Source organism: Vibrio sp. 10N.261.51.C6 (assembly GCF_041471785.1).
In the GTDB taxonomy this organism is placed as follows: Bacteria; Pseudomonadota; Gammaproteobacteria; order Enterobacterales; family Vibrionaceae; genus Vibrio; species Vibrio crassostreae_C.
Window position 1 is genome coordinate 45,104 of sequence record NZ_JBFRPB010000054.1, and the last position, 19,516, is coordinate 64,619.

A 19,516-nucleotide genomic window follows, 5' to 3' on the forward strand; every position below is an offset into this window, starting at 1 on the left:
GTATGTTAAGGGTATTGGCTACCGGTTGCTTATTGCTGTTAAGTTTTGGCTTACATGCAGCAACAGAATCCGTTATGAGTTTATTGGACAACCGTTTTAGAGTTGATCCCAGTATTGAACAAGTCACCTTTGTGATTTATCGAGCCGATAACTCTAAACCTGTCGTTTTGGTTCGCCCTGATGGCAAGAAATACTACTCTTGGCGCAATGCTGATAATGTCCGTTGGTACGAAGAATCGTCCATGGACATTATCTCTATCGACAATCCGATGCCCGGCCCTTGGCAAGCGATAGGTAAAGTTTCCCCTAAGAACAATATCAAGCTGCTGTCTCATCTTGTTTTGGATGCTAATGAGTTCCCAGATAAGTTGTATCAAACAGAGCGCATCAAATTTACCGCTCGACTGACTTCTGATGGCAAGCCGCTGGTGCTGCGCGATTTTCTCGATCGCGTGAAGCTTAAGGTTACCTTTACTAAGTTTGTTGAAAACGAAGAGTCTTTGGTGAGAGAAGCGCGCCCGGTGCCGGTTGTGATGGGCGAGTTTGCCGATGATGGCGCTGATCTTGATGAAAAGGCCGGAGATGGTGTGTTCACTGTCTCTTTGCCAATTGATATCGAGCCCGGTAAATACCGAGCGCGTATTACCTCTGGTAATGGCGTGTTCCTGCGAGCGCAAGAGCAAGAAGTCTTGGTTTACCCAACACCGATCACTAGCACCTTCATTCAATCACGAAAAGAGGGTTTACCTCATACTATTGTGGTGTCTGGTGAACAGGGGATGATCGCACCGAGCTCGTTAGCGGTTCATGTTGAGCACAAGGCTCCTGATGAATATGTGATGTACAAGCAGGGGCAAGCTGAAGTCGACGCAATGAAAGTCGCTTTAGAGGTGCCTTATAATGGCGATTTAGGAATTTATAATTGGTCAGGGATGGTTTATGCCACTGATGCTTCAAGTCAGCGCCCGCTGATTTTTCCAATTACCGAGCAGTCGTACAGCGTTGTTGAAGATATCGACTTAGCAGAGTCACGACGTCTTCAAGAAGAAGCGCTTACTGAACAGAAGCGTATCGCAACAGAGTTGATGATCCTTCAAAAACGTGAAGATGACAGACAGCGCAGTATGATCATTATTGCGGTGGGTAATGTGGTCGCTATTCTATTGGGCTTATTGATTTGGTTTGTGGTTCGTAAGGTCAAGGCGAAGAAAAAAGCGTTACCTGAGATGCAGCTCAAGGCGCCCAAGTAACTCGCTTAGATGATTAGATTGTCTAGAGAGAATAAGCTGCTAGATAAAGCATTGGAATTTGTGGCAACGAAATCATGAACAAAAAAACGGGACTCATAGTAGTCCCGTTTTTGTTTCTTTTTCTGGCCTTAAGCGACGTTATCAATCGATTGGTCTGGGTACTGAGATTTTGCTGCAAGCTTCTCTGGTGAGAAGTCATCCACGTTAATCGTGTACAGTCTATGTTCCTCAGCGCTAATCAGAAGATTTGCTTCGTCTTGCGTTAAGATACCTTTCTCAAGTCCCAACTGAGCAACAAGATCAAGTCGTAAGAAGGCACGTTTTTGATGTGTCTCTTTGCAGACTTTGTCGAACAGAGGTTCAGCTTGAAGAATCACTTCTAGCGCTTTTTCAATCTTACCTACTGGGTTGTATTCCGTCGCTTCTAGGTATTGGCCGCGACCTATACGAGAGCGTGTTTCGCTTGGTGTTTGTAGAATGTGCGCAACTTTGCTATCGAGCTTGTCGTTTGGAGCACGACGGATACGACCAAATGGCATTAGCACAACACGAAGCAGACGACCAATCACAGGGTTAGGGAAGTTCGCTAAGAATTCATCAATCGCCACTTCAGTCTGACGTAAGCTATCTTGCATCCCCCAATGTACTAACGGTAGATCTTCAGCGTGGCTGCCTTCACTTTCAAAGCGCTTCAACGTTGCTGAACCGAGGTAAAGTTGACTTAAGATATCACCCAGTCTTGCTGATAAACGTTCTCTACGCTTCAGTGATCCGCCTAGAACTGCCATTGAAATATCAGACAGTAGCGCTAGGTTTGCACTGTAGCGGTTTAGCTGTTGGTAGTAACGCTGTGTCTGTTTATCTGTTTTATTTGAAGGTGTTGGCGCATCAGAACCACGACCATCGGTTAAACCAAACCACAAGCTGCGGACTAGGTTGCTCATCGTAAAGCTAACGTGCCCTGCTAACGCTGAATCAAACTTATCAAGCGCATCGCTGCTTTCAGAATAAGCCGCTTCCATTTCGTTCAGTACGTAAGGGTGACAGCGAATCGCACCTTGACCATAGATGATCATTGAACGAGTCAGGATGTTTGCGCCTTCAACCGTAATCGCGATAGGCGAGCCTTGGTAGCCACGAGCTAGGAAGTTCGATGGGCCTAAACAAATGCCTTTACCACCGACGATATCCATCGCATCAATGATGCTGCGCTGGCCACGGTGAGTACAGTGGTACTTAACGATTGCAGAGATAACCGAAGGCTTTTCACCAAGGTCGATGCCCGCAACGGTTAGGTTACTTGCAGCGTCCATTACATAAGCGTTACCTGCAAGGCGTGCAAGTGGCTCTTCAACCCCTTCCATGCGGCCAATAGGCTGTTTGAACTGACGGCGGATACGAGCGTAAGCGCCAGTTGCAAGCGCGGCAGACTTAATGCCACCGGTTGAGTTTGAAGGTAGTGTGATACCACGACCAACCGACAGACACTCAACCAGCATACGCCAGCCTTGACCGGCCATTTTCTGGCCACCAATGATGAAATCGATAGGGACGAAGATATCGTCGCCTTGCGTCGGGCCATTTTGGAAAGGTACGTTTAGTGGGAAGTGGCGGTTGCCAATCTCTACGCCTTTTAAATCCGTTGGGATAAGCGCACAAGTGATACCAAGATCTTTTTGGTCACCAAGCAGGCCATCCGGGTCACGAAGTTTAAAAGCTAAGCCTAATACCGTCGCGACAGGCGCGAGAGTGATGTAACGCTTGTTCCAAGTTAGGCGCATGCCGAGTACTTCTTCGCCTTGCCAGTCGCCTTTACAAACCACACCGTAATCTGGAATAGAGCCAGCGTCTGAGCCAGCTTCTGGGCTAGTTAGTGCGAAACAAGGGATCTCTTTACCTTCCGCTAGGCGAGGCAGGTAGTGGTTTCTTTGTTCTTCTGTACCGTAGTGTTGTAAAAGCTCACCAGGGCCTAATGAGTTAGGTACGCCAACCGTCGATGACAATACACTAGAAACGCCTGTTAGCTTCTGTAGAACCAAAGATTGAGCGTAAGCTGAGAACTCTAAGCCGCCGTATTTTTTCTTGATGATCATGGCGAAGAATTTATGGTCTTTCAGGTATTGCCATACTTCTGGTGGCAAATCAGCAAGCTCATGAGTGACTTGGTAATCATTGACCATTTCACACACGATATTTACTGGACCATCTAAAAACGCTTGCTCAGCTTCAGAGAGTTTCGGGTCAGCAATGTTCTGAAGTTTCTTCCATTCAGGTTTGCCTTTGAACAGCTCTGCTTCCCACCATACTGTGCCGGCTTCTAGTGCTTCTTTTTCTGTCTGAGACATAGCCGGTAGAACTTTCTTAAATAAAGAGAGTGCTTTTTGGCTGATCAGTGTCTGACGAATGGTCGGTACAGCAAAGATCGCAACGGCTAATAGATAGCAAAGCCAGCCGGTAACAGCCACGCCGCCAAGCAGTGTTAATGCTACCATTGCGCCGGTTAATACAACTAATGCACGTACCAGACTAACTCTATGGTAAAGACAGACGCCTAAGATGGCGGTCATGCCGAGTAGGGAGAGCAATATGTTCATGATCGATTTCCTTTTCAGAGATCACTTATTGTTATTAAGTTTTAGGTAAGAGGTCTAACCAGTCAAGTGTAAACAAAATATTAAATATTTGTAAAACTCCAAGGTGAGTAAAAAGTGATCTCAATAGAGTTAAAGTTCTAATTGTGAGAGGTTGGTGGCGAATATTTGGACGGATTTACAACGACAAGTTAATTAAGGTGGCAATCTTTGGGCTTAAGTGTCGACACTATTTCATGTTTGTGGGTAAACTCAGCTATAAAGAGGGGAAAACCCTCAGTTCTCATTTCACGCACTTTAAGCTGCGTCAAAAAAAATAAGAGATAAGTCTTATGTACCAAGACCTAATCAAAAGTGAATTAAACGAAGCTGCTGACGTTCTGAATAAGTTCCTGAGTGATGACCATAACATCGCTCAAATTGAAGCGGCGGCAAAACTGATTGCTGACTCATTCAAGCAAGAGGGCAAAGTGCTTTCTTGTGGCAACGGTGGTTCACACTGTGATGCAATGCACTTCGCGGAAGAGCTTACAGGCCGATACCGTGAAAACCGTCCAGGTTACGCTGGCATTGCGATTTCAGACCCTAGCCACTTATCTTGTGTGAGTAATGATTTTGGCTACGACCACGTATTTTCTCGTTATGTAGAAGCGGTAGGTCGTAAAGGTGATGTGTTGTTCGGTCTGTCGACTTCAGGTAACTCTGCCAATATTCTAAAAGCGATTGAAGCGGCTCAAGCGAAAGGCATGAAGACGATTGCATTGACGGGTAAAGATGGCGGTAAAATGGCGGGTTGTGCGGATATCGAAATCCGAGTACCACACTTTGGCTACGCAGATCGCATCCAAGAGATTCACATTAAGATCATCCACATTGTGATTCAGCTTGTCGAAAAAGAGATGGAATAATAGTTTTACAGACATTTGGAGCCCAGCTTTTTGGCTCCATTGGTTTTAATAGGGAGTAGATTAAACCATGTGTGAATTGCTCGGTATGAGCGCGAATGTGCCAACTGATATTTGTTTTAGCTTTACTGGTCTTATGCAGCGTGGAGGCAACACTGGCCCGCATCGTGATGGCTGGGGTATTACCTTTTATGAGGGAAAGGGTTTTCGTACCTTCAAAGATCCGAATCCGAGCTGTGAATCTAAGATCGCTGAGTTGGTTCAAAACTACCCAATTAAAAGCCAAGCTGTTGTCAGTCATATCCGTCAAGCCAACCGTGGTGGCGTTAATCTAGAAAATACACACCCTTTTACCCGTGAGCTTTGGGGGCGATATTGGACCTTTGCTCACAATGGTCAATTATCAGATTACGATGATCTGGTGAGTGGGCGTTTTAGACCTGTCGGCGAAACGGACAGTGAGCTCTCTTTTTGTTGGCTACTGAAACAACTAGAAGAACGTTTTCCTGAACCACCTCAAGACATGGAAGGCATGTTTCGTTTCGTGGCTGAGTGTTGTGACAAGCTACGCGAGAAAGGCGTATTTAACATGTTACTCAGTGATGGTGAGTATGTGATGACTTACTGTACTAACCATTTGTACTGGATAACCAGACGCGCACCTTTTGGTAATGCGAGCCTGATTGATGAAGATGTTGAGATAAACTTCCAAGAAGAGACTACGCCAAATGATGTGGTGACGGTGGTAGCAACTCAACCTCTTACGGACAATGAACAGTGGTTTAGAATGAAGCCGGGCGAATACGCACTGTTTCATTTTGGTGAGCTGATTGGCAACAACCATCAAGCGTTAGAAGATGTTGCTTATGCGCCGAAAAAGGTAGCGAGCCAAGCACCGACAGAGCCATTAAGCTAATGCTGTAGATCGTATTGCTTGAACCCGAACAAACGAAGGCCGCTTACTGCACTAACCAGTCAGTAAGCGGCCTTTTTGTTTTTCAGCAATTTGTTGTCTGAGAGTCGTTTGACGAATTACTCTTCTGCGTAACCGTGTTTACCTAATGCTTTACCGTCTAACACAGCCTGTCCATTGACCATTGATAAACGGTCTTCCGCGAACCACTTGCAGACCATAGGGTAAATGCAGTGTTCTTGAGTCAGCACTCGGCTTGCCAACATATCAGCATCATCATCTTCAAATACCGGCACCTTAGCTTGCAAGATCACAGGGCCGCCATCGAGCTCCTCGGTAACAAAGTGGACGCTAGTACCGTGTTCTTTGTCTTGCGCATCAATGGCACGCTGGTGGGTGTGTAGGCCTGGGTATTTCGGCAACAGAGAAGGGTGGATGTTGACCATTTTCCCTGCATAGTGACGAACAAACTCTGAACTCAGGATTCGCATGTAGCCAGCGAGTACGATTAAATCTGGCTGGTAAGCATCGATCTGAACCATCAATTCATGGTCAAACTCTTCACGTGAACCAAAGTCTTTTGGATTCACTGAATGAGCGTCAACACCTGCGGTTTTCGCTCGTTCTAATCCAAAAGCCTCTGCTTTGTTTGAGAAGACAGCTTTAACCGATGCATCAATCATATCGCTATCGCAGGCATCTAAAATAGCCTGTAAGTTACTTCCGCTTCCTGAAACTAACACAACGATGTTTTTCTGAGAGTGACTGGTTTTATTTGAGTGATTGTTTTTCATAGAGTGGGTCATACGATTGATTAACTGAATTGTTTACAATGTACCTACATAAACTAAGGTTTTCTGCGGGCTAAATAGCAAAATGAGGACCATTAGGTCCTCATTGATTAACTAAGTAAGTGAGCGTATCACTTATTTAATTTCAACTTGCTCTTCGCCAGCTTCAGCGTTTGCGATCTCACCGATAACCCAAGCGTTTTCGCCTTCAGCTTTCAGTAGTTCAACAGCAGCGTCTGCTTGATCTTTAGGTAGAGCAACAACTAGGCCTACACCACAGTTGAAAGTGCGGTACATTTCAAATGTTTCCACGTTACCTTTCTCTTGTAGCCAGTTGAAGATAGCAGGCCATTCCCAGCTCTTGCCATCAATGACTGCTTTAGTGCCTTCAGGAAGTACGCGTGGGATATTTTCCCAGAAACCACCACCTGTGATGTGCGAGATAGCATGAATGTCATGCTCAGCAATCATCTTAAGTGCCGATTTGATGTAAATCTTAGTAGGTTCTAGTAGGTGCTCACCGATAGTGCGACCTTCTAGTTCTTCACTCTTATCAGCACCAGAAACTTCTAGAACTTTACGAATTAAAGAGTAACCGTTTGAGTGTGGACCACTTGAACCAACAGCGATAAGTGCGTCGCCTGCTGCTACTTTAGTGCCGTCAATGATGTCCGCTTTTTCTACAACACCAACACAGAAACCAGCTACGTCGTAGTCGTCGCCTTCGTACATGCCTGGCATTTCAGCCGTTTCACCACCGATTAGTGCACAACCAGCTTGAACACAACCTTCAGCGATACCAGAAACAACGTCTGCTGCTGTATCTACATCTAGCTTACCTGTTGCGTAGTAGTCTAGGAAGAATAGCGGCTCACCACCTTGAACGATTAGGTCGTTCACACACATTGCCACTAGGTCGATACCAATGGTGTCGTGTTTTTTCAGATCCAAAGCAAGGCGAAGTTTAGTACCAACACCATCAGTACCTGAAACAAGTACCGGCTCTTTGTATTTCGTTGGAAGTTCACATAGGGCGCCAAAGCCACCAATACCGCCCATTACTTCAGGGCGACGAGTGCGTTTAACAGCACCTTTAATACGGTCTACTAGTGCATTACCTGCGTCGATATCAACACCAGCGTCTTTGTAGCTTAGAGAAGAAGTATTACCACTCACGGGATAGTCCTCGAACTTAAGTTGGATGTGAAAACGGCGCTATTCTAACAGGGCTTGATTACCAAGAGCAAACGTTTGCGCGGTTTTTTTTATTAGAATAAAGATTCTGAAATAACCTTAGAGTTCGTGTATAATCTACAGGTTTGTTTAAATATTGCCGGAGTTGGAAATGAAAGTTGTTGAAGTGAAACACCCGCTAGTAAAACATAAAATTGGCCTGATGCGTGAAGGTGAGATTAGCACTAAGCGTTTTCGTGAGCTAGCGACAGAAGTGGGTAGCCTTCTAACATACGAAGCGACATCAGACTTTGAAACTGAGCGTGTGACGATTAACGGTTGGAACGGTCCAGTAGAAGTTGACCAAATTAAAGGTAAAAAAGTAACGGTAGTGCCAATCCTACGTGCTGGTCTAGGCATGATGGACGGCGTTCTTGAGCACATCCCAAGTGCACGTATCAGCGTTGTTGGTATTTACCGTGATGAAGAAACACTTGAGCCAGTACCATACTTCAACAAGCTTGCATCTAACATCGACGAGCGTATTGCTCTAGTGGTAGACCCAATGCTTGCGACAGGTGGTTCTATGATCGCGACTATCGACCTAATGAAAGAGAAAGGTTGTAAGCACTTTAAGATTCTTGTGCTTGTTGCTGCTCCTGAAGGTATCGCTGCTCTAGAAAAAGCGCACCCAGATGTTGAGCTTTACACGGCTGCAATCGATGAGAAGCTAAACGACAAGGGCTACATTGTTCCTGGTCTTGGCGATGCTGGCGATAAGATCTTCGGTACTAAGTAATTCGGTTTCAGCTTAAGTGACTCTAAACAGTTTCTTAACTCGCTGAATTAACCGTATTAATAAAAAGGGAGAGCATTCGATGCTCTCCCTTTTTTGATCTTGTTAGGTTGTGATTCTTTGGAATCTAGCCTTACCGACTCATTAATCGATTTGAGCTTTATCTACCACAGTGTTGTCACCTAGCTCTTCTGGAAGTACTAGGTTAAGTAGAATCGCAACGATACCGCACAAGCTTACGCCCTGTAGGCTAAAGTCACCGATACCAAAGGCCATGCCGCCAATACCAAAGACTAAAGTAATGCCCACAATCACAAGGTTACGTGATTTGTGTAGGTCAACATTGTTTTTGATTAGCGTGTTAAGACCCACTGTTGCGATAGAGCCAAACAGAAGAATCATGATACCGCCCATCACTGGAACCGGAATGGTTTGCAGTAATGCGCCTAGCTTACCAACCAATGCAAGAACGATAGCGGTTACTGCAGCCCAAGTCATGATTACAGGGTTAAATGCTTTGGTAAGCATTACTGCGCCTGTTACTTCACTGTAAGTTGTGTTTGGTGGAGCGCCCAGCATAGAAGCAGCTATTGTTGCCACGCCGTCACCTGTGATTGTGCGGTGCAGGCCAGGTTTCTTAAGGTAGTCTTTACCCGTCACGTTAGAAATCGCCAGCATGTCACCTACATGCTCAACGGCTGGGGCAATCGCGACAAACACCATGAAGAAGATAGCGTTGATGTTGAACTCCGGCATGGTGAAGTTTGGTAGTGCTAACCACGATGCTTGCGCTACTGGAGTGAAGTCTACCGCGCCGTATACCAAGCTGGTGATGTAACCCGCAACAATACCACCGAAGATTGGCAGTAGCTTAAGGAAGCCTTTTGAAAACACACTGATGACAATCGTCACTAACAGTGAAATTGAAGAGATCCACAGGGCTGCGTCTGCATCAACAAGCTGAACCGCACCATCGCCTGTCTTACCTAGCGCCATGTTAACCGCAACAGGCGCAAGGCCTAAGCCGATCACCATGATCACAGGGCCAACCACTACAGGTGGAAGCAGTTTATGGATGAAGCCAACGCCACGAACTTTAATTAACGCGCCCATTAGTACATACACAACACCCGCCGCCATCAAGCCGCCCATGGTTGCACCAACACCCCAAGTTTGAATACCAAACATGATAGGCGCGATGAAAGCAAAAGAAGATGCTAAGAAGATTGGCACTGAACGGCGTGTAATAAGTTGGAATAAAAGGGTACCGATACCTGCGCCAAACAGTGCAACGTTGGGATCGAGTCCAGTCAGTAGCGGCACTAATACAAGCGCACCAAATGCTACAAACAGCATTTGCGCACCTTGCAGAGCATTTTTCATGTTATGTCCTTAAAAATGGTCGTTATATGAAAAGCGAAAAATAAAATTCGCGGGATTCTATCACTTGGCAATCGATTGCTACACCAAATAGATCAAATTTATTTATCTTAGTGATGTTTTATATCCATCTAAGCCCTAGAAATTCAGTTTATAAGTGAGCGATTTATCATGGCCAGGTGATATTTTGTGGTTATTAAACACAGTGGGCGCTATCGACCTTGCCCCTCAATCCATAGTTGCTTATCATCTAGGCACAAGATTTGAATATTAGGATCAGTATGCGCTACATAGCATTGTTGTTGATGGGACTATTAGCCTCTCCGAGTTATGCCTTAACTCAAGTAGATATCTTTAGTGCTGAAGTTGCGATTAACGCTGAAGACAAACAGCCAGAACAAGTGGCAAGAAATACAGGTATGGAGCAGGTATTGATACGTGCGACTGGCCAAACTGATGTCGCTTCGAATGAGACGATTCAAAAGGCGATGCGCAAGAGTTCGCAGTACATGTCTCAAATGAGTTTTGGCGAAAGCAATGACCAATCAACATTGCGTATGCGTTTTAACGGTGCTCAAATCCGTTCTCTGTTGACTCAAGCACAGTTACCTTACTGGCCTGACACGCGTTCAAACATCCTTGTTTGGCTGGTGGAAGAGGACAACTACGACAAGAACATCGTATGGGAACACTCTAACTCACAGTTAGCAGCTAGCTTACAAGCGAACGCAAAAGAGCGTGGCTTGCCTCTAACGCTGCCTGTGGGTGACTTTGACGATATTACGGGTATTGCGACTTCTGATTTGTGGGGTAGCTTTGTTACGCCAATCAGTAAAGCGAGTCAGCGTTATCCTGTTGATGCTGTGTTGGTGATAAAGGCTCAATCTTCAGGCCTACGTTGGGCTCTATACGATCAAAAGCCAAGTCAATTGACGAGTGCACCAACATCGCCTGTAAGTGGTTCACTATCGGGTAACAGCGACACGACTTCTAAGAAGTTAGTTGACCAAATCAGTAACTACTACGCAGGCAAAAGTGCTGTGACGGTAGCGAGTGAGTCATCAGAATCGATTTTAACGCAGTTTATTAGCCTGAATAATGCTCAAGACTTCTTCCAGTTAGAGAACGCACTTAAGCGTCTAAACTCGGTGGCAAGCCTAGATATTCTGAAGATTCAGAACAACGAAGTCACTTTCCGAATTCACTTATTGTCGACTCAACAAGAGTTTGAGCAAGAAGTAGCAAGTATTCGACAAGTCGCGAAGGTTGAAGAATCTTACATTGAGCCTGAAGTGAGCCCTGAATTTGAAACTCAAGACAACACAATGTCTGTAGGTGATGATTCAACAGACGCTGCTGAAGTCGTTGGTGACGAAACTGACTCAGGCGTACAAGTGATTAAGGGCAACGAGGTATCTGAGGATGCTGAGCTAACGAATACGCCTGACGCAACGTTAGAGGATTCTAGTACAGAAGATCTAACCATCACTGCGCCAGTACATGCTAAGCCAAGCTTGGTATACGAGTGGGTTCGCTCATAATTGTCAGCTGACATGACTGATTGAAATGAAAACTTGAAAAAAGCCCTGCAAGAGCAATCTCGCAGGGCTTTTTGTTTGTAAGCGGTCAGTTTAAAAGCATGGGCTTAATATTATTGCTCGAACTTAGCTTTTTCTCTCTTTTCTACTTCAGAAAGACGCTTCAACTTGATGCCTAACTCTTTGGCTCTAAAGCGAGTAAATAAGATATTGCCCGCGAAACCTAGAGTCGTCAGAAGCAGTTCTACAGCCGCTAATAAACGTTCACCATCGTCTACATACAAGATAGTTAATGCGTGTAGGAAATAGAGCATCAAGACGAAATTTGCCCATGCGTGCGTATAAGGTTTTCCTGCTAAAATGCCCGGTAATGGCAATAACAGCGGGATAGCCCAAGCAATCGCCAGTGTGACATTACTGAGATGAGGGTGCGGTGAAAGCGTCATCTGCCAAGCCACCACCCAGAATAAAAGCGACAAGTTGCCCGCTAAAGCAAGGTAGCGAAATAGCTTGGTTTTGGGAGACATAGCCTTCTCTGGCATATACATCATTGAGAAATTCCCTTCTGATTTATTGCGATGCGCGCTAGGCGTTTACCTAGGTTTTGCGCCAACTCAATCTCTTCTTTGCTAAGTGAAGCGCTCTCTCCAGTACTGCTTGCACCATAAGGCGTACCACCAGTTTGAGTGGTGTGCAGCGCCGGTTCTGAGTAGGGGATGCCCACGACTAACATGCCGTGATGAAGCAGGGGCAACATCATGCTTTGTTGTGTTGTCTCTTGACCACCATGCAATGATGAAGAAGAGGTAAATACGCAAGCTGGCTTATCGATGAGATCACCATTGATCCACATTGATGTCGTGCTATCCCAAAAGTGCTTCATTGGCCCGGCCATGTTACCAAACCAAACCGGACTGCCTAGCGCCAAACCATCACAAGATCGAAGTTCTTGTAACGAGGCAATAGGATCGGTTGGTTGATAACGCGAATCAGGCTGCTCTTCTACTGTGTACACGTCGTTCACCGTCCTTAGCATAGCTTCGCAGTTCGGGATGGATTCAACCCCTCGTGCAATCTGCCTTGCTAGAGCTTGTGTGTTGCCGTGGCGACTGTAATAAAGAACAAGAATGTTAATGCTCATATTGGATTACAGAATCTCTAGCACTTGCTCTGGTGGACGACCAATTTTTGCTTTGTTGTTCGCGACAACGACTGGGCGCTCAAACAGTTTTGGATTGGTTGCCATCGCGGCGAAAAGATCTTCATCAGTAACTGAAGCATCGCCAAGGTTTGCTTCTTTGTAGTCCGCTTCTTTGGTGCGCATCATGTCGCGAACACTGTCAAAACCAAGCTGAGTGAACAGTACTTTCAGCTGTTCAACTGTTAACGGAGTCTCCAGGTATTTGATGACCTCTGGCTGTACGCCGTTTTCCTGAAGCACTTCTAGAGTTTGACGGCTCTTTGAGCAGCGTGGGTTATGATAAATCACGACAGACATGGTTCTTCCTCATTATTATTTTTGATTTAGTTGTTTATCTGAAGCCACCAGCGGTGACTTCTTTTTTGTGTAACGTTGAGCTTTCTTTTTATACTGGCAACGAGCGTTACCAGTAAACACTCTATTGTAGCGACAAGAAGCGCTCTCGTTGAATCATTAGCTGATCAATTCGAGCATCGTAGCGTGCTTGTTTTAGGCTTCCTAATTCTGCGATTTGGCTTGCTTGCGTGTAGTACTGAATCGCTTTGTTCCAGTTGGCTTGCAGTGCCAAAATTTCTGCACGAGCGGCAAGATCTTCGTCGCTGTTCCCAAGGCTAGTGTTGGCTTTTGAAAGCAGGTGCCAGCCGTTGGTGTCGTTCGGATTATCGTGCGTATAACGCTGCAATACGCGAACGGCTTCTGTAAGATCTTCTTTTTCGATTAAGGCATTCGCATAGTTAATGGTCAAAACCGGGTTGTTTGGTTGACGAACCAGTGCCGATTTAAGTTCTTTAATCGCAATTTCAGGCTGCTTCTTCTCAATGTGAAGATCGGAAATAGCATCTAAATAAAACAGGTTGGTTGGATCGCTGTTAATCAGCTTGTTCAGGATGGGCTCTGCTTTGTCTAATTTTTTAGAGTCGAGGTAAACCAGTGCTTGGCCATATTCTAATGACGGAACCAAAGCTTTAGGGGCTTTCTTTAGCTGACGCTCAAACCAATCAAGAGCAGCATCATTATTAATGCCAGCATAGCGCGCAACAATGCGGGCTCTTGCTAGGTGGTAGTCCAGAGAGGGAGCCAGTTTCAGTGGCGGGTAACTACGAGCACGAGCACGTGAATCGGTAATTCGGTCTTCTGGTAATGGGTGAGTCAGTAGCATTGGCGGTGGTGTGCTCGCATAGCGATATTCATCAGCTAAACGGCCAAAGAAACGTGGCATCGCATTCACATCAAACCCAGCTTTTGCTAGCGTGTTGATACCAAAGCGGTCGGCTTCTTTTTCATTACTACGGGTGTAGTTGATTTGGCTTTGCATATTACCCGCAGTCGTTGCCGTTAGGGCTGCAATGCCGGCTTCAGGAGCTGCAATTGCCAGTAATACAGAGGCTGCTAGCGCTGCAATGGTTGCTGGAGAGCGGCGCGCTTGGTCTTCCATACTACGCGCTAAGTGACGTTGGGTTACGTGCGCGATTTCGTGCGCTAATACAGAAGCTAATTCACTTTCAGATTGTGCATGCAGGAATAGACCTGAGTGCAAAGCAACATAACCACCAAAGAAAGCAAAGGCGTTGATGTTGCGGTCACGGATCATAAAGAACTGGAAAGGTGTCTTTACATCATTTGCGTTCGCGACCAGACGATGGCCAAGAGTATCAATATATAGATTTAGAACTGGGTCGTTTACGATAGGCTGGCTACTTCTGATGATGCGCATGTAGGCATCACCATAGATAAGCTCTTGGTCGATAGTGAGTGTGCCGCCAGCAGCGGTACCGATATCTGGTAGCTCCAAACTATTGGTATTCGCCATAGTTGGGGTGCTTAATGTAGCTGCGATGCATAAGCAAGCAATTGAGCGAGCGCGTTTAAACATATTAGTCAGTAATACTCCGTTTCTTCTGACAGTAAGACAAGTGCAATGGAAATTGGTTCTTTATCTGATTTAACCTTTGCCAAGTGCGTGCGCTATCATGAAGGAGGATGAATGAATGATGGCGCGTTTTCAAAAACAGATTACAATACGACCCTTATAATAAGCATCGAGCTCAAGAATGACACCTAATATTCTAGATTTACGCCAAGAGCGCTGTCCAATGGCGCTATTATTAGCCAAGCGTCACAGTGTAAAGTTAGAAGTAGGGCAGTCATTGTCAATTTATGTCTCTGATAACAGTTCGATGAAAGATATTGTTACTTATTTGTCTAAGCAAGCCTATGACGTCATCACTGAGGTTTGCTCTAATTACCATCATCTCCTCGTCACTAAAAAGGAATTGCAGTCAGATGCTTGAAATGGTCAATCGTTGGTATAAACGACGTTTCTCTGATCCCCATGCTGTCAGTTTGGTTGCCATCATTCTCTTCGGCTTTATTACGATCTACTTCTTTGGTCACCTAATTGCACCACTCTTGGTTGCGATTGTGTTGGCTTATTTGCTTGAGTGGCCTGTTACCCAACTTCAAAGACTCGGTGTTCCAAGAACGCCTTCGGTGATGTTGGTGATCATGATGTTCTTTAGCGTGATGCTACTTGCGATCTTTGGCTTGGTACCAACCATTTGGCAACAAGTGGGCAATCTAATTAATGATATCCCAAGCATGTATGGCAGCTTGCAAAACTTCATTGCGACGATTCCTGAACGCTATCCAGAATTAGCTAACCTGCAGATCGTTGAGTCCATTATGTCTAACGCCAAGAACAAAGCGTTAGGTTTTGGTGAAAGTGTTGTCAAAGGTTCTCTTGCTTCTCTTGTGAGCTTAGCGACCTTAGCGGTTTACTTGATTCTTGTACCACTGCTTATTTTCTTCTTGTTAAAAGACAAAGAAGAGATGATCAGAATGGCGAGCGGTGTACTTCCTCGAAATCGTCGTTTAGCGACTAAAGTATGGGAAGAGATGAACCAGCAAATCTCGAACTACATTCGCGGTAAAGTCTTAGAGATTTTAATTGTTGGTGGTGTCAGCTACGTAACCTTTGCGATTCTGGATCTGCGTTATTCAGTCTTGTTGGCTGTCGCGGTTGGCTTCTCGGTACTGATCCCTTATATCGGCGCGGCAGCTGTGACTGTTCCTGTGGCGATTGTAGGCCTGTTCCAGTGGGGATTAGAGCCTCAGTTTTACTGGTTGCTTCTCGCTTACGGTATTATCCAAGCGCTAGATGGTAACGTGCTCGTTCCGGTTCTTTTCTCTGAAGCGGTGAACCTGCACCCAGTGGCTATTATTGTTGCCGTGTTAGTGTTTGGTGGGTTGTGGGGATTCTGGGGCGTGTTCTTTGCTATCCCGTTGGCAACGTTAGTTAAGGCGGTTTGGAATGCTTTACCGAGTCACGCATTAGACGATGACCCTGAACATCAAAAGTAATTGATCTTGTTATAGAAAAAGGCCGAACATCCATGATGTTCGGCCTTTTTGCTCTTAGCTTAATCATTAGCTTAATCATTAGCTTAATGAGTGTTGCTCTTGCCTTAGAGAGTGATGAATCTAAGTCATTAACTCACTCAAATCGCCCTTACGCTTCTTGATTGAAGTAATCTAGAACCACTTCGTGGTGAGTCTTAGTCTTGAACTTGTTGAAGACATGTTCAATCTGACCTTCTTCATCAATTAGGAAGCTAATACGGTGCAGACCGTCGTAGATTTTACCCATGAATTTTTTCTCGCCCCAAACGCCAAACTGTTCAGCAACGCTGTGGTCTTCATCAGATAGCAGGGTGAAGTTTAGAGATTTCTTCTCAACGAAGTTTGGTAGACGTTTTACTGGGTCAACACTCACACCTAGAACAACCACGTTTAGGTCATCAAGCTGTGTTTTGATATCACGCAGGCCTTCCGCTTGCACAATACAACCTGGAGTCATTGCTTTAGGGTAAAAATAGAAAAGTACTTTTTTACCTTTGAAGTCACCAAGAGATACGATATTGCCATCTTGATCTGGAAGAGAAAAAGCAGGTGCTGGAACACCAGCCGTTAGCGTATTCATGACATTTCCTTTTTAAAGACTGTTTTTGATAAAGTTGAGCGAGCCTTGGACTGATAGGCTCTGACACAGCGAATCGAATTCTTCTTGTAGCTGCATCAAGTTACATTCTGATTGCACAGAAGCGGTAATAGAGATATGGAATTGGTCGTTGTCGAGTTGAACCTTAGATTTATTGATGGTTCGTGCACTTAACGAATCGAGGCCGATGTTTCGGTCTGCGAAGAACTGGGTAAACTGCTCAGTAAGTCCGATTTTATCGTCTGACTCAACGAACACCTCTACTGTGTAAGAGTTCTCAATAACATCATGAGTTGAGGTTCGCTTCATAATCGTAATCAAGTCGTGCTCTTGTCCAAGCAAGGGCAGGGTGGTTTCAACACGGGTGATGTTGTTTGCTTTACCAGACAGTAGCATGATAAGCGTAAATTCTTCGCCAAACAGGGCGATACGGCTATCAATAATGTTACAGCCTGATTGGGTGACCAAATGAACCACTTGGTTGCATACACCTGGGCGATCTGTGCCCACAGCTGTGATTACTAGATGTTGAGTCATAAAATCACGTCTCTATATATTCCATTGATTCATGCATGTTAGCACAGTTAGCAAGAGGAATAAGCGTGCGAGCGGGGCTTTTTATGACTCATCTTGCGTCTAACTGGCAACAAATGATAAGAATATCTAAAACGCGGAAACGCAAGTTTGTCGAGTGGCTGCACAGCTTACCTGATACTGACATCGACGGGTTTCCTATCCGTTAGATTGAGCTCAGGTTATCCAAATTTTAGGCTGAACGGCGTCATAAGCCGTTTTACCTCAAACATACGACAATATTTCATACCGATGTTGCCGCTAAGCCACTTTAATGTCTTGTGTTTATTGATTGGCTTACAGTAACATGCAAAAAGAATAAATTAAGGGAGATAGACATGTTTTCAGGAAGTATCGTTGCGCTAGTTACGCCATTTAACGCAGATGGCGAAGTGGATTTCGACAGCCTTAAAAAGTTAGTTGAGCACCATGTTGCTGCAGGTAGTGATGGTCTAGTTGCGGTTGGCACAACAGGTGAGTCTTCAACACTCACAATTGAAGAGCATGTCAAAGTCGTCAATAAGATCGTTGAATTTGCTGATGGTCGTATCCCAGTTATCGCAGGTACAGGCGCTAATGCTACGCACGAGTCAGTGCTATTCAGTCGTTTATTGAACGGTTCTGGTATTGCGGGTTGCCTGAGCGTAACGCCTTACTACAACAAACCGACTCAAGAAGGTTTGTACCAACACTACAAAGCGATTGCTGAAGTCAGTGACGTTCCACAAATTCTATACAATGTTCCAGGTCGTACTGCGGTAGACTTGTTGCCAGAAACGGTTGCTCGTCTTGCTGAGATCGAAAACATCGTTGCACTGAAAGATGCGACGGGTGATCTCGACAGAATTGCAATTCACCGTGAACTTTGTGGCGAAGACTTTATCTTACTAAGTGGTGATGACTTAACAGGCCTAGAATTTGTTAAGCGTGGTGGCGATGGCGTGATCTCTGTAACGAACAATGTTGCAGCCGCTGATATGGCAACCATGTTCAAGCTAGCAAAAGAAGGTAAGTTTGAAGAAGCGGAAGCGATCAATGAGCGTTTGATGCCTCTACATAAGAATTTGTTCGTTGAGTCTAACCCTATTCCCGTAAAATGGGCGGTTCATAAAATGGGTCTGATTGCTGAAGGTGGCTTACGTCTACCGCTGACTGAACTGTCAGAGCCAGCTCAACCTGTTGTTGCTCAAGCAATGACTGAAGCGTGCATTTACTAAAACGTATGAAGTGATGCCGAAGCGAACCTTCGGCATTTAGGAGTATAAATGAAGTATTCTCACCAGCTAGTGATTGGGTCACTGGCTGTTTTCGTTCTTACAGCATGTTCTGGCAACCCGACTCAACGTCGCCAAGCCAAAGATGATTTCGAATACTTAGAAACACCTGAGTTTTCACAATGGCAATTGCCTGTAGATGCTCAGCCTCAGTTCTACCCAAATTTTGACATCCCAAGCGGTGAATTCAGTGGTGGTACTGGTCGTGAAGTGGATATTCGTCCACCGCAACAGGTTCTTGAACTGATCCCGGGTGCTCGTGCTGAGCGTCAAAACGGTGAAGTGACACTATGGCTTCTTCGCGCAGAAGAGGCAGACCGCGTGTGGCAAACGGCTGTAGATATGCTGGCTCAACGTGGTATTGGTATTCGTGAGCAATCAGAGAATGAGATTGAGACCGATTGGGTAACTTGGGTTTCTGAAGATGAAGACGTAGAGATTGGTAGTCGTTACTCTATCTCTCGCTTCCAAGCAAACAACCGTCATGGCTTCAAGATTAATCTGATTGATTGGCGTGAAGGTACTGAAGAGAAAACAGTAACGGCAACCAATAAAGAGCGTTACAACGCGTTCCTGACCAACCTAGTTATGGCTAAGTACGATGAAAACCTTCGTGCTGAAGCGGCGCTGAAAGCGCAAGAGTTGGTGAAGCGTATTCCAATTTCAATGGGTGCTGACCGTAGTGGTTTCCCTGTGATTATTGCTCGTACGCCATACAATGTATTCTGGCAGCGTCTGCCTAACTTGTTGCCTGAAATGGGCTTTGAGCTTGAAGAACGCAATCAATCTCAGGGTACGGTGAAGGCGAAGTACGCAGCACCAGATGATGAGTTCTGGGAAGAAATTGGCCTACAGCCTATCGACTTAGCGCCAGGCACTTACAACTTCCTATTTGGTGACCTTGGCAACCGTACGTCAATCAACGTAACGGATGCATCAGGTAAGCCAGTAGAAGAAGAGCTGCTTAAGTCTATGGTTCCGGTATTAGCGCATATTGCTGACCAAACCAAAGATGACAAAGAAGCGAAAGCTGAGTAGTCATTCAAGCCGTCACAAGCTGAGTTAAATCAGCCTTGTGATTAGCAAAAGCAAATAAAAAAGAGGACACACTGTGTTAATGCCGTTCACTTAAGA

Annotated in this window: 19 protein-coding genes; 9 read left to right on the forward strand and 10 right to left on the reverse strand. The window is 45.3% G+C overall.

Features of this window, described 5'->3' with window-relative positions; translation table 11 throughout:
• Positions 1-2 precede the first annotated feature (2 nt).
• Positions 3-1,250 carry a TIGR03503 family protein gene (locus AB4375_RS14735; protein WP_372051874.1) on the forward strand — a complete coding sequence of 416 codons (1,248 nt, stop codon included), beginning with the start codon at positions 3-5 and terminating at the stop codon, positions 1,248-1,250.
• 128 nt (positions 1,251-1,378) lie between these two features.
• Here the strand turns inward: AB4375_RS14735 and fadE are convergent, their stop codons facing one another.
• Positions 1,379-3,844 carry an acyl-CoA dehydrogenase FadE gene (gene fadE, locus AB4375_RS14740; protein ID WP_372051875.1) on the reverse strand — a complete coding sequence of 822 codons (2,466 nt, stop codon included), beginning with the start codon at positions 3,842-3,844 and terminating at the stop codon, positions 1,379-1,381.
• A gap of 329 nt (positions 3,845-4,173) precedes the next feature.
• Between fadE and lpcA the strand changes: the two genes are divergently transcribed.
• Positions 4,174-4,749, forward strand: coding sequence for a D-sedoheptulose 7-phosphate isomerase (lpcA, locus tag AB4375_RS14745; protein ID WP_017063379.1), 576 nt, complete (start codon positions 4,174-4,176; stop codon positions 4,747-4,749).
• Positions 4,750-4,816: 67 nt separating this feature from the next.
• Positions 4,817-5,662 carry a class II glutamine amidotransferase gene (locus tag AB4375_RS14750; RefSeq protein ID WP_017063380.1) on the forward strand — a complete coding sequence of 282 codons (846 nt, stop codon included), beginning with the start codon at positions 4,817-4,819 and terminating at the stop codon, positions 5,660-5,662.
• A 116-nt stretch (positions 5,663-5,778) separates the two neighbouring features.
• Here AB4375_RS14750 and purN read toward each other — a convergent pair whose 3' ends face one another.
• Complete coding sequence (purN, locus tag AB4375_RS14755; protein ID WP_017060717.1) at positions 5,779-6,453, reverse strand: phosphoribosylglycinamide formyltransferase; 675 nt, start codon at positions 6,451-6,453, stop codon at positions 5,779-5,781.
• A gap of 132 nt (positions 6,454-6,585) precedes the next feature.
• The gene (gene purM, locus AB4375_RS14760) at positions 6,586-7,626 is read right to left on the reverse strand and encodes a phosphoribosylformylglycinamidine cyclo-ligase (protein ID WP_008222945.1); all 1,041 of its coding nucleotides are present in this window, start codon (positions 7,624-7,626) and stop codon (positions 6,586-6,588) included.
• A 169-nt stretch (positions 7,627-7,795) separates the two neighbouring features.
• Here purM and upp point away from each other — a divergent pair, with 169 nt between their 5' ends.
• On the forward strand, positions 7,796-8,422 hold the full coding sequence (gene upp, locus AB4375_RS14765) for a uracil phosphoribosyltransferase (RefSeq protein ID WP_017060716.1): 627 nt from the start codon (positions 7,796-7,798) through the stop codon (positions 8,420-8,422).
• Between the two features lie 141 nt (positions 8,423-8,563).
• On the opposite strand, the gene AB4375_RS14770 is transcribed toward upp, so the two are convergent.
• On the reverse strand, positions 8,564-9,802 hold the full coding sequence (locus AB4375_RS14770) for a uracil-xanthine permease family protein (RefSeq protein ID WP_017066555.1): 1,239 nt from the start codon (positions 9,800-9,802) through the stop codon (positions 8,564-8,566).
• Positions 9,803-10,080: 278 nt separating this feature from the next.
• On the opposite strand from AB4375_RS14770, the gene AB4375_RS14775 reads away from it, so the two are divergent.
• The gene (locus AB4375_RS14775) at positions 10,081-11,340 is read left to right on the forward strand and encodes a DUF2066 domain-containing protein (RefSeq protein WP_017060714.1); all 1,260 of its coding nucleotides are present in this window, start codon (positions 10,081-10,083) and stop codon (positions 11,338-11,340) included.
• A gap of 110 nt (positions 11,341-11,450) precedes the next feature.
• On the opposite strand, the gene AB4375_RS14780 is transcribed toward AB4375_RS14775, so the two are convergent.
• The 4 genes from AB4375_RS14780 to AB4375_RS14795 form a co-directional block, all read right to left on the reverse strand.
• On the reverse strand, positions 11,451-11,888 hold the full coding sequence (locus AB4375_RS14780; protein WP_017060713.1) for a DUF2069 domain-containing protein: 438 nt from the start codon (positions 11,886-11,888) through the stop codon (positions 11,451-11,453).
• Positions 11,885-12,478 carry an NAD(P)H:quinone oxidoreductase gene (gene wrbA, locus AB4375_RS14785; protein ID WP_017066556.1) on the reverse strand — a complete coding sequence of 198 codons (594 nt, stop codon included), beginning with the start codon at positions 12,476-12,478 and terminating at the stop codon, positions 11,885-11,887. Before wrbA ends, AB4375_RS14780 begins: the two co-directional genes overlap by 4 nt.
• Positions 12,479-12,484: 6 nt before the next feature.
• A complete protein-coding gene (gene arsC, locus AB4375_RS14790) occupies positions 12,485-12,835 on the reverse strand; it encodes an arsenate reductase (glutaredoxin) (RefSeq protein ID WP_017060711.1) in 351 nt (116 codons plus the stop codon).
• Positions 12,836-12,956: 121 nt separating this feature from the next.
• Positions 12,957-14,411, reverse strand: coding sequence for a M48 family metalloprotease (locus tag AB4375_RS14795; RefSeq protein WP_372051878.1), 1,455 nt, complete (start codon positions 14,409-14,411; stop codon positions 12,957-12,959).
• 178 nt (positions 14,412-14,589) lie between these two features.
• Here AB4375_RS14795 and AB4375_RS14800 point away from each other — a divergent pair, with 178 nt between their 5' ends.
• On the forward strand, positions 14,590-14,829 hold the full coding sequence (locus tag AB4375_RS14800) for a sulfurtransferase TusA family protein (RefSeq protein WP_017060709.1): 240 nt from the start codon (positions 14,590-14,592) through the stop codon (positions 14,827-14,829).
• Positions 14,822-15,898 carry an AI-2E family transporter gene (locus tag AB4375_RS14805; protein ID WP_017063383.1) on the forward strand — a complete coding sequence of 359 codons (1,077 nt, stop codon included), beginning with the start codon at positions 14,822-14,824 and terminating at the stop codon, positions 15,896-15,898. The genes AB4375_RS14800 and AB4375_RS14805 overlap by 8 nt, the downstream gene beginning before the upstream one ends.
• Before the next feature lie 148 nt (positions 15,899-16,046).
• On the opposite strand, the gene bcp is transcribed toward AB4375_RS14805, so the two are convergent.
• Both bcp and AB4375_RS14815 read right to left on the reverse strand, forming a co-directional pair.
• Positions 16,047-16,517: a thioredoxin-dependent thiol peroxidase gene (bcp, locus tag AB4375_RS14810; RefSeq protein ID WP_017060706.1), complete on the reverse strand. Its 471-nt coding sequence runs from the start codon at positions 16,515-16,517 to the stop codon at positions 16,047-16,049.
• A gap of 12 nt (positions 16,518-16,529) precedes the next feature.
• A complete protein-coding gene (locus tag AB4375_RS14815) occupies positions 16,530-17,072 on the reverse strand; it encodes a glycine cleavage system protein R (protein ID WP_017060705.1) in 543 nt (180 codons plus the stop codon).
• 374 nt (positions 17,073-17,446) lie between these two features.
• Here AB4375_RS14815 and dapA point away from each other — a divergent pair, with 374 nt between their 5' ends.
• Both dapA and bamC read left to right on the forward strand, forming a co-directional pair.
• Positions 17,447-18,325 carry a 4-hydroxy-tetrahydrodipicolinate synthase gene (gene dapA / locus AB4375_RS14820; RefSeq protein ID WP_372051879.1) on the forward strand — a complete coding sequence of 293 codons (879 nt, stop codon included), beginning with the start codon at positions 17,447-17,449 and terminating at the stop codon, positions 18,323-18,325.
• Positions 18,326-18,373: 48 nt separating this feature from the next.
• Entirely contained in the window at positions 18,374-19,420 is a 1,047-nt protein-coding gene (gene bamC, locus AB4375_RS14825) for an outer membrane protein assembly factor BamC (protein ID WP_017060703.1), read from the forward strand.
• Positions 19,421-19,516 lie beyond the last annotated feature (96 nt).

Coding starts and splice junctions, on each gene's coding strand:
- AB4375_RS14775 (WP_017060714.1), top strand. CDS start 10,081: ATGCGCTACATAGCATTGTTGTTGATGGGACTATTAGCCTCTCCGAGT.
- AB4375_RS14780 (WP_017060713.1), bottom strand. CDS start 11,888: ATGATGTATATGCCAGAGAAGGCTATGTCTCCCAAAACCAAGCTATTT.
- purN (WP_017060717.1), bottom strand. CDS start 6,453: ATGAAAAACAATCACTCAAATAAAACCAGTCACTCTCAGAAAAACATC.
- AB4375_RS14735 (WP_372051874.1), top strand. CDS start 3: ATGTTAAGGGTATTGGCTACCGGTTGCTTATTGCTGTTAAGTTTTGGC.
- fadE (WP_372051875.1), bottom strand. CDS start 3,844: ATGAACATATTGCTCTCCCTACTCGGCATGACCGCCATCTTAGGCGTC.
- AB4375_RS14770 (WP_017066555.1), bottom strand. CDS start 9,802: ATGAAAAATGCTCTGCAAGGTGCGCAAATGCTGTTTGTAGCATTTGGT.
- dapA (WP_372051879.1), top strand. CDS start 17,447: ATGTTTTCAGGAAGTATCGTTGCGCTAGTTACGCCATTTAACGCAGAT.
- bamC (WP_017060703.1), top strand. CDS start 18,374: ATGAAGTATTCTCACCAGCTAGTGATTGGGTCACTGGCTGTTTTCGTT.
- AB4375_RS14815 (WP_017060705.1), bottom strand. CDS start 17,072: ATGACTCAACATCTAGTAATCACAGCTGTGGGCACAGATCGCCCAGGT.
- AB4375_RS14805 (WP_017063383.1), top strand. CDS start 14,822: ATGCTTGAAATGGTCAATCGTTGGTATAAACGACGTTTCTCTGATCCC.
- AB4375_RS14800 (WP_017060709.1), top strand. CDS start 14,590: ATGACACCTAATATTCTAGATTTACGCCAAGAGCGCTGTCCAATGGCG.
- lpcA (WP_017063379.1), top strand. CDS start 4,174: ATGTACCAAGACCTAATCAAAAGTGAATTAAACGAAGCTGCTGACGTT.
- AB4375_RS14750 (WP_017063380.1), top strand. CDS start 4,817: ATGTGTGAATTGCTCGGTATGAGCGCGAATGTGCCAACTGATATTTGT.
- arsC (WP_017060711.1), bottom strand. CDS start 12,835: ATGTCTGTCGTGATTTATCATAACCCACGCTGCTCAAAGAGCCGTCAA.
- wrbA (WP_017066556.1), bottom strand. CDS start 12,478: ATGAGCATTAACATTCTTGTTCTTTATTACAGTCGCCACGGCAACACA.
- AB4375_RS14795 (WP_372051878.1), bottom strand. CDS start 14,411: ATGTTTAAACGCGCTCGCTCAATTGCTTGCTTATGCATCGCAGCTACA.
- upp (WP_017060716.1), top strand. CDS start 7,796: ATGAAAGTTGTTGAAGTGAAACACCCGCTAGTAAAACATAAAATTGGC.
- bcp (WP_017060706.1), bottom strand. CDS start 16,517: ATGAATACGCTAACGGCTGGTGTTCCAGCACCTGCTTTTTCTCTTCCA.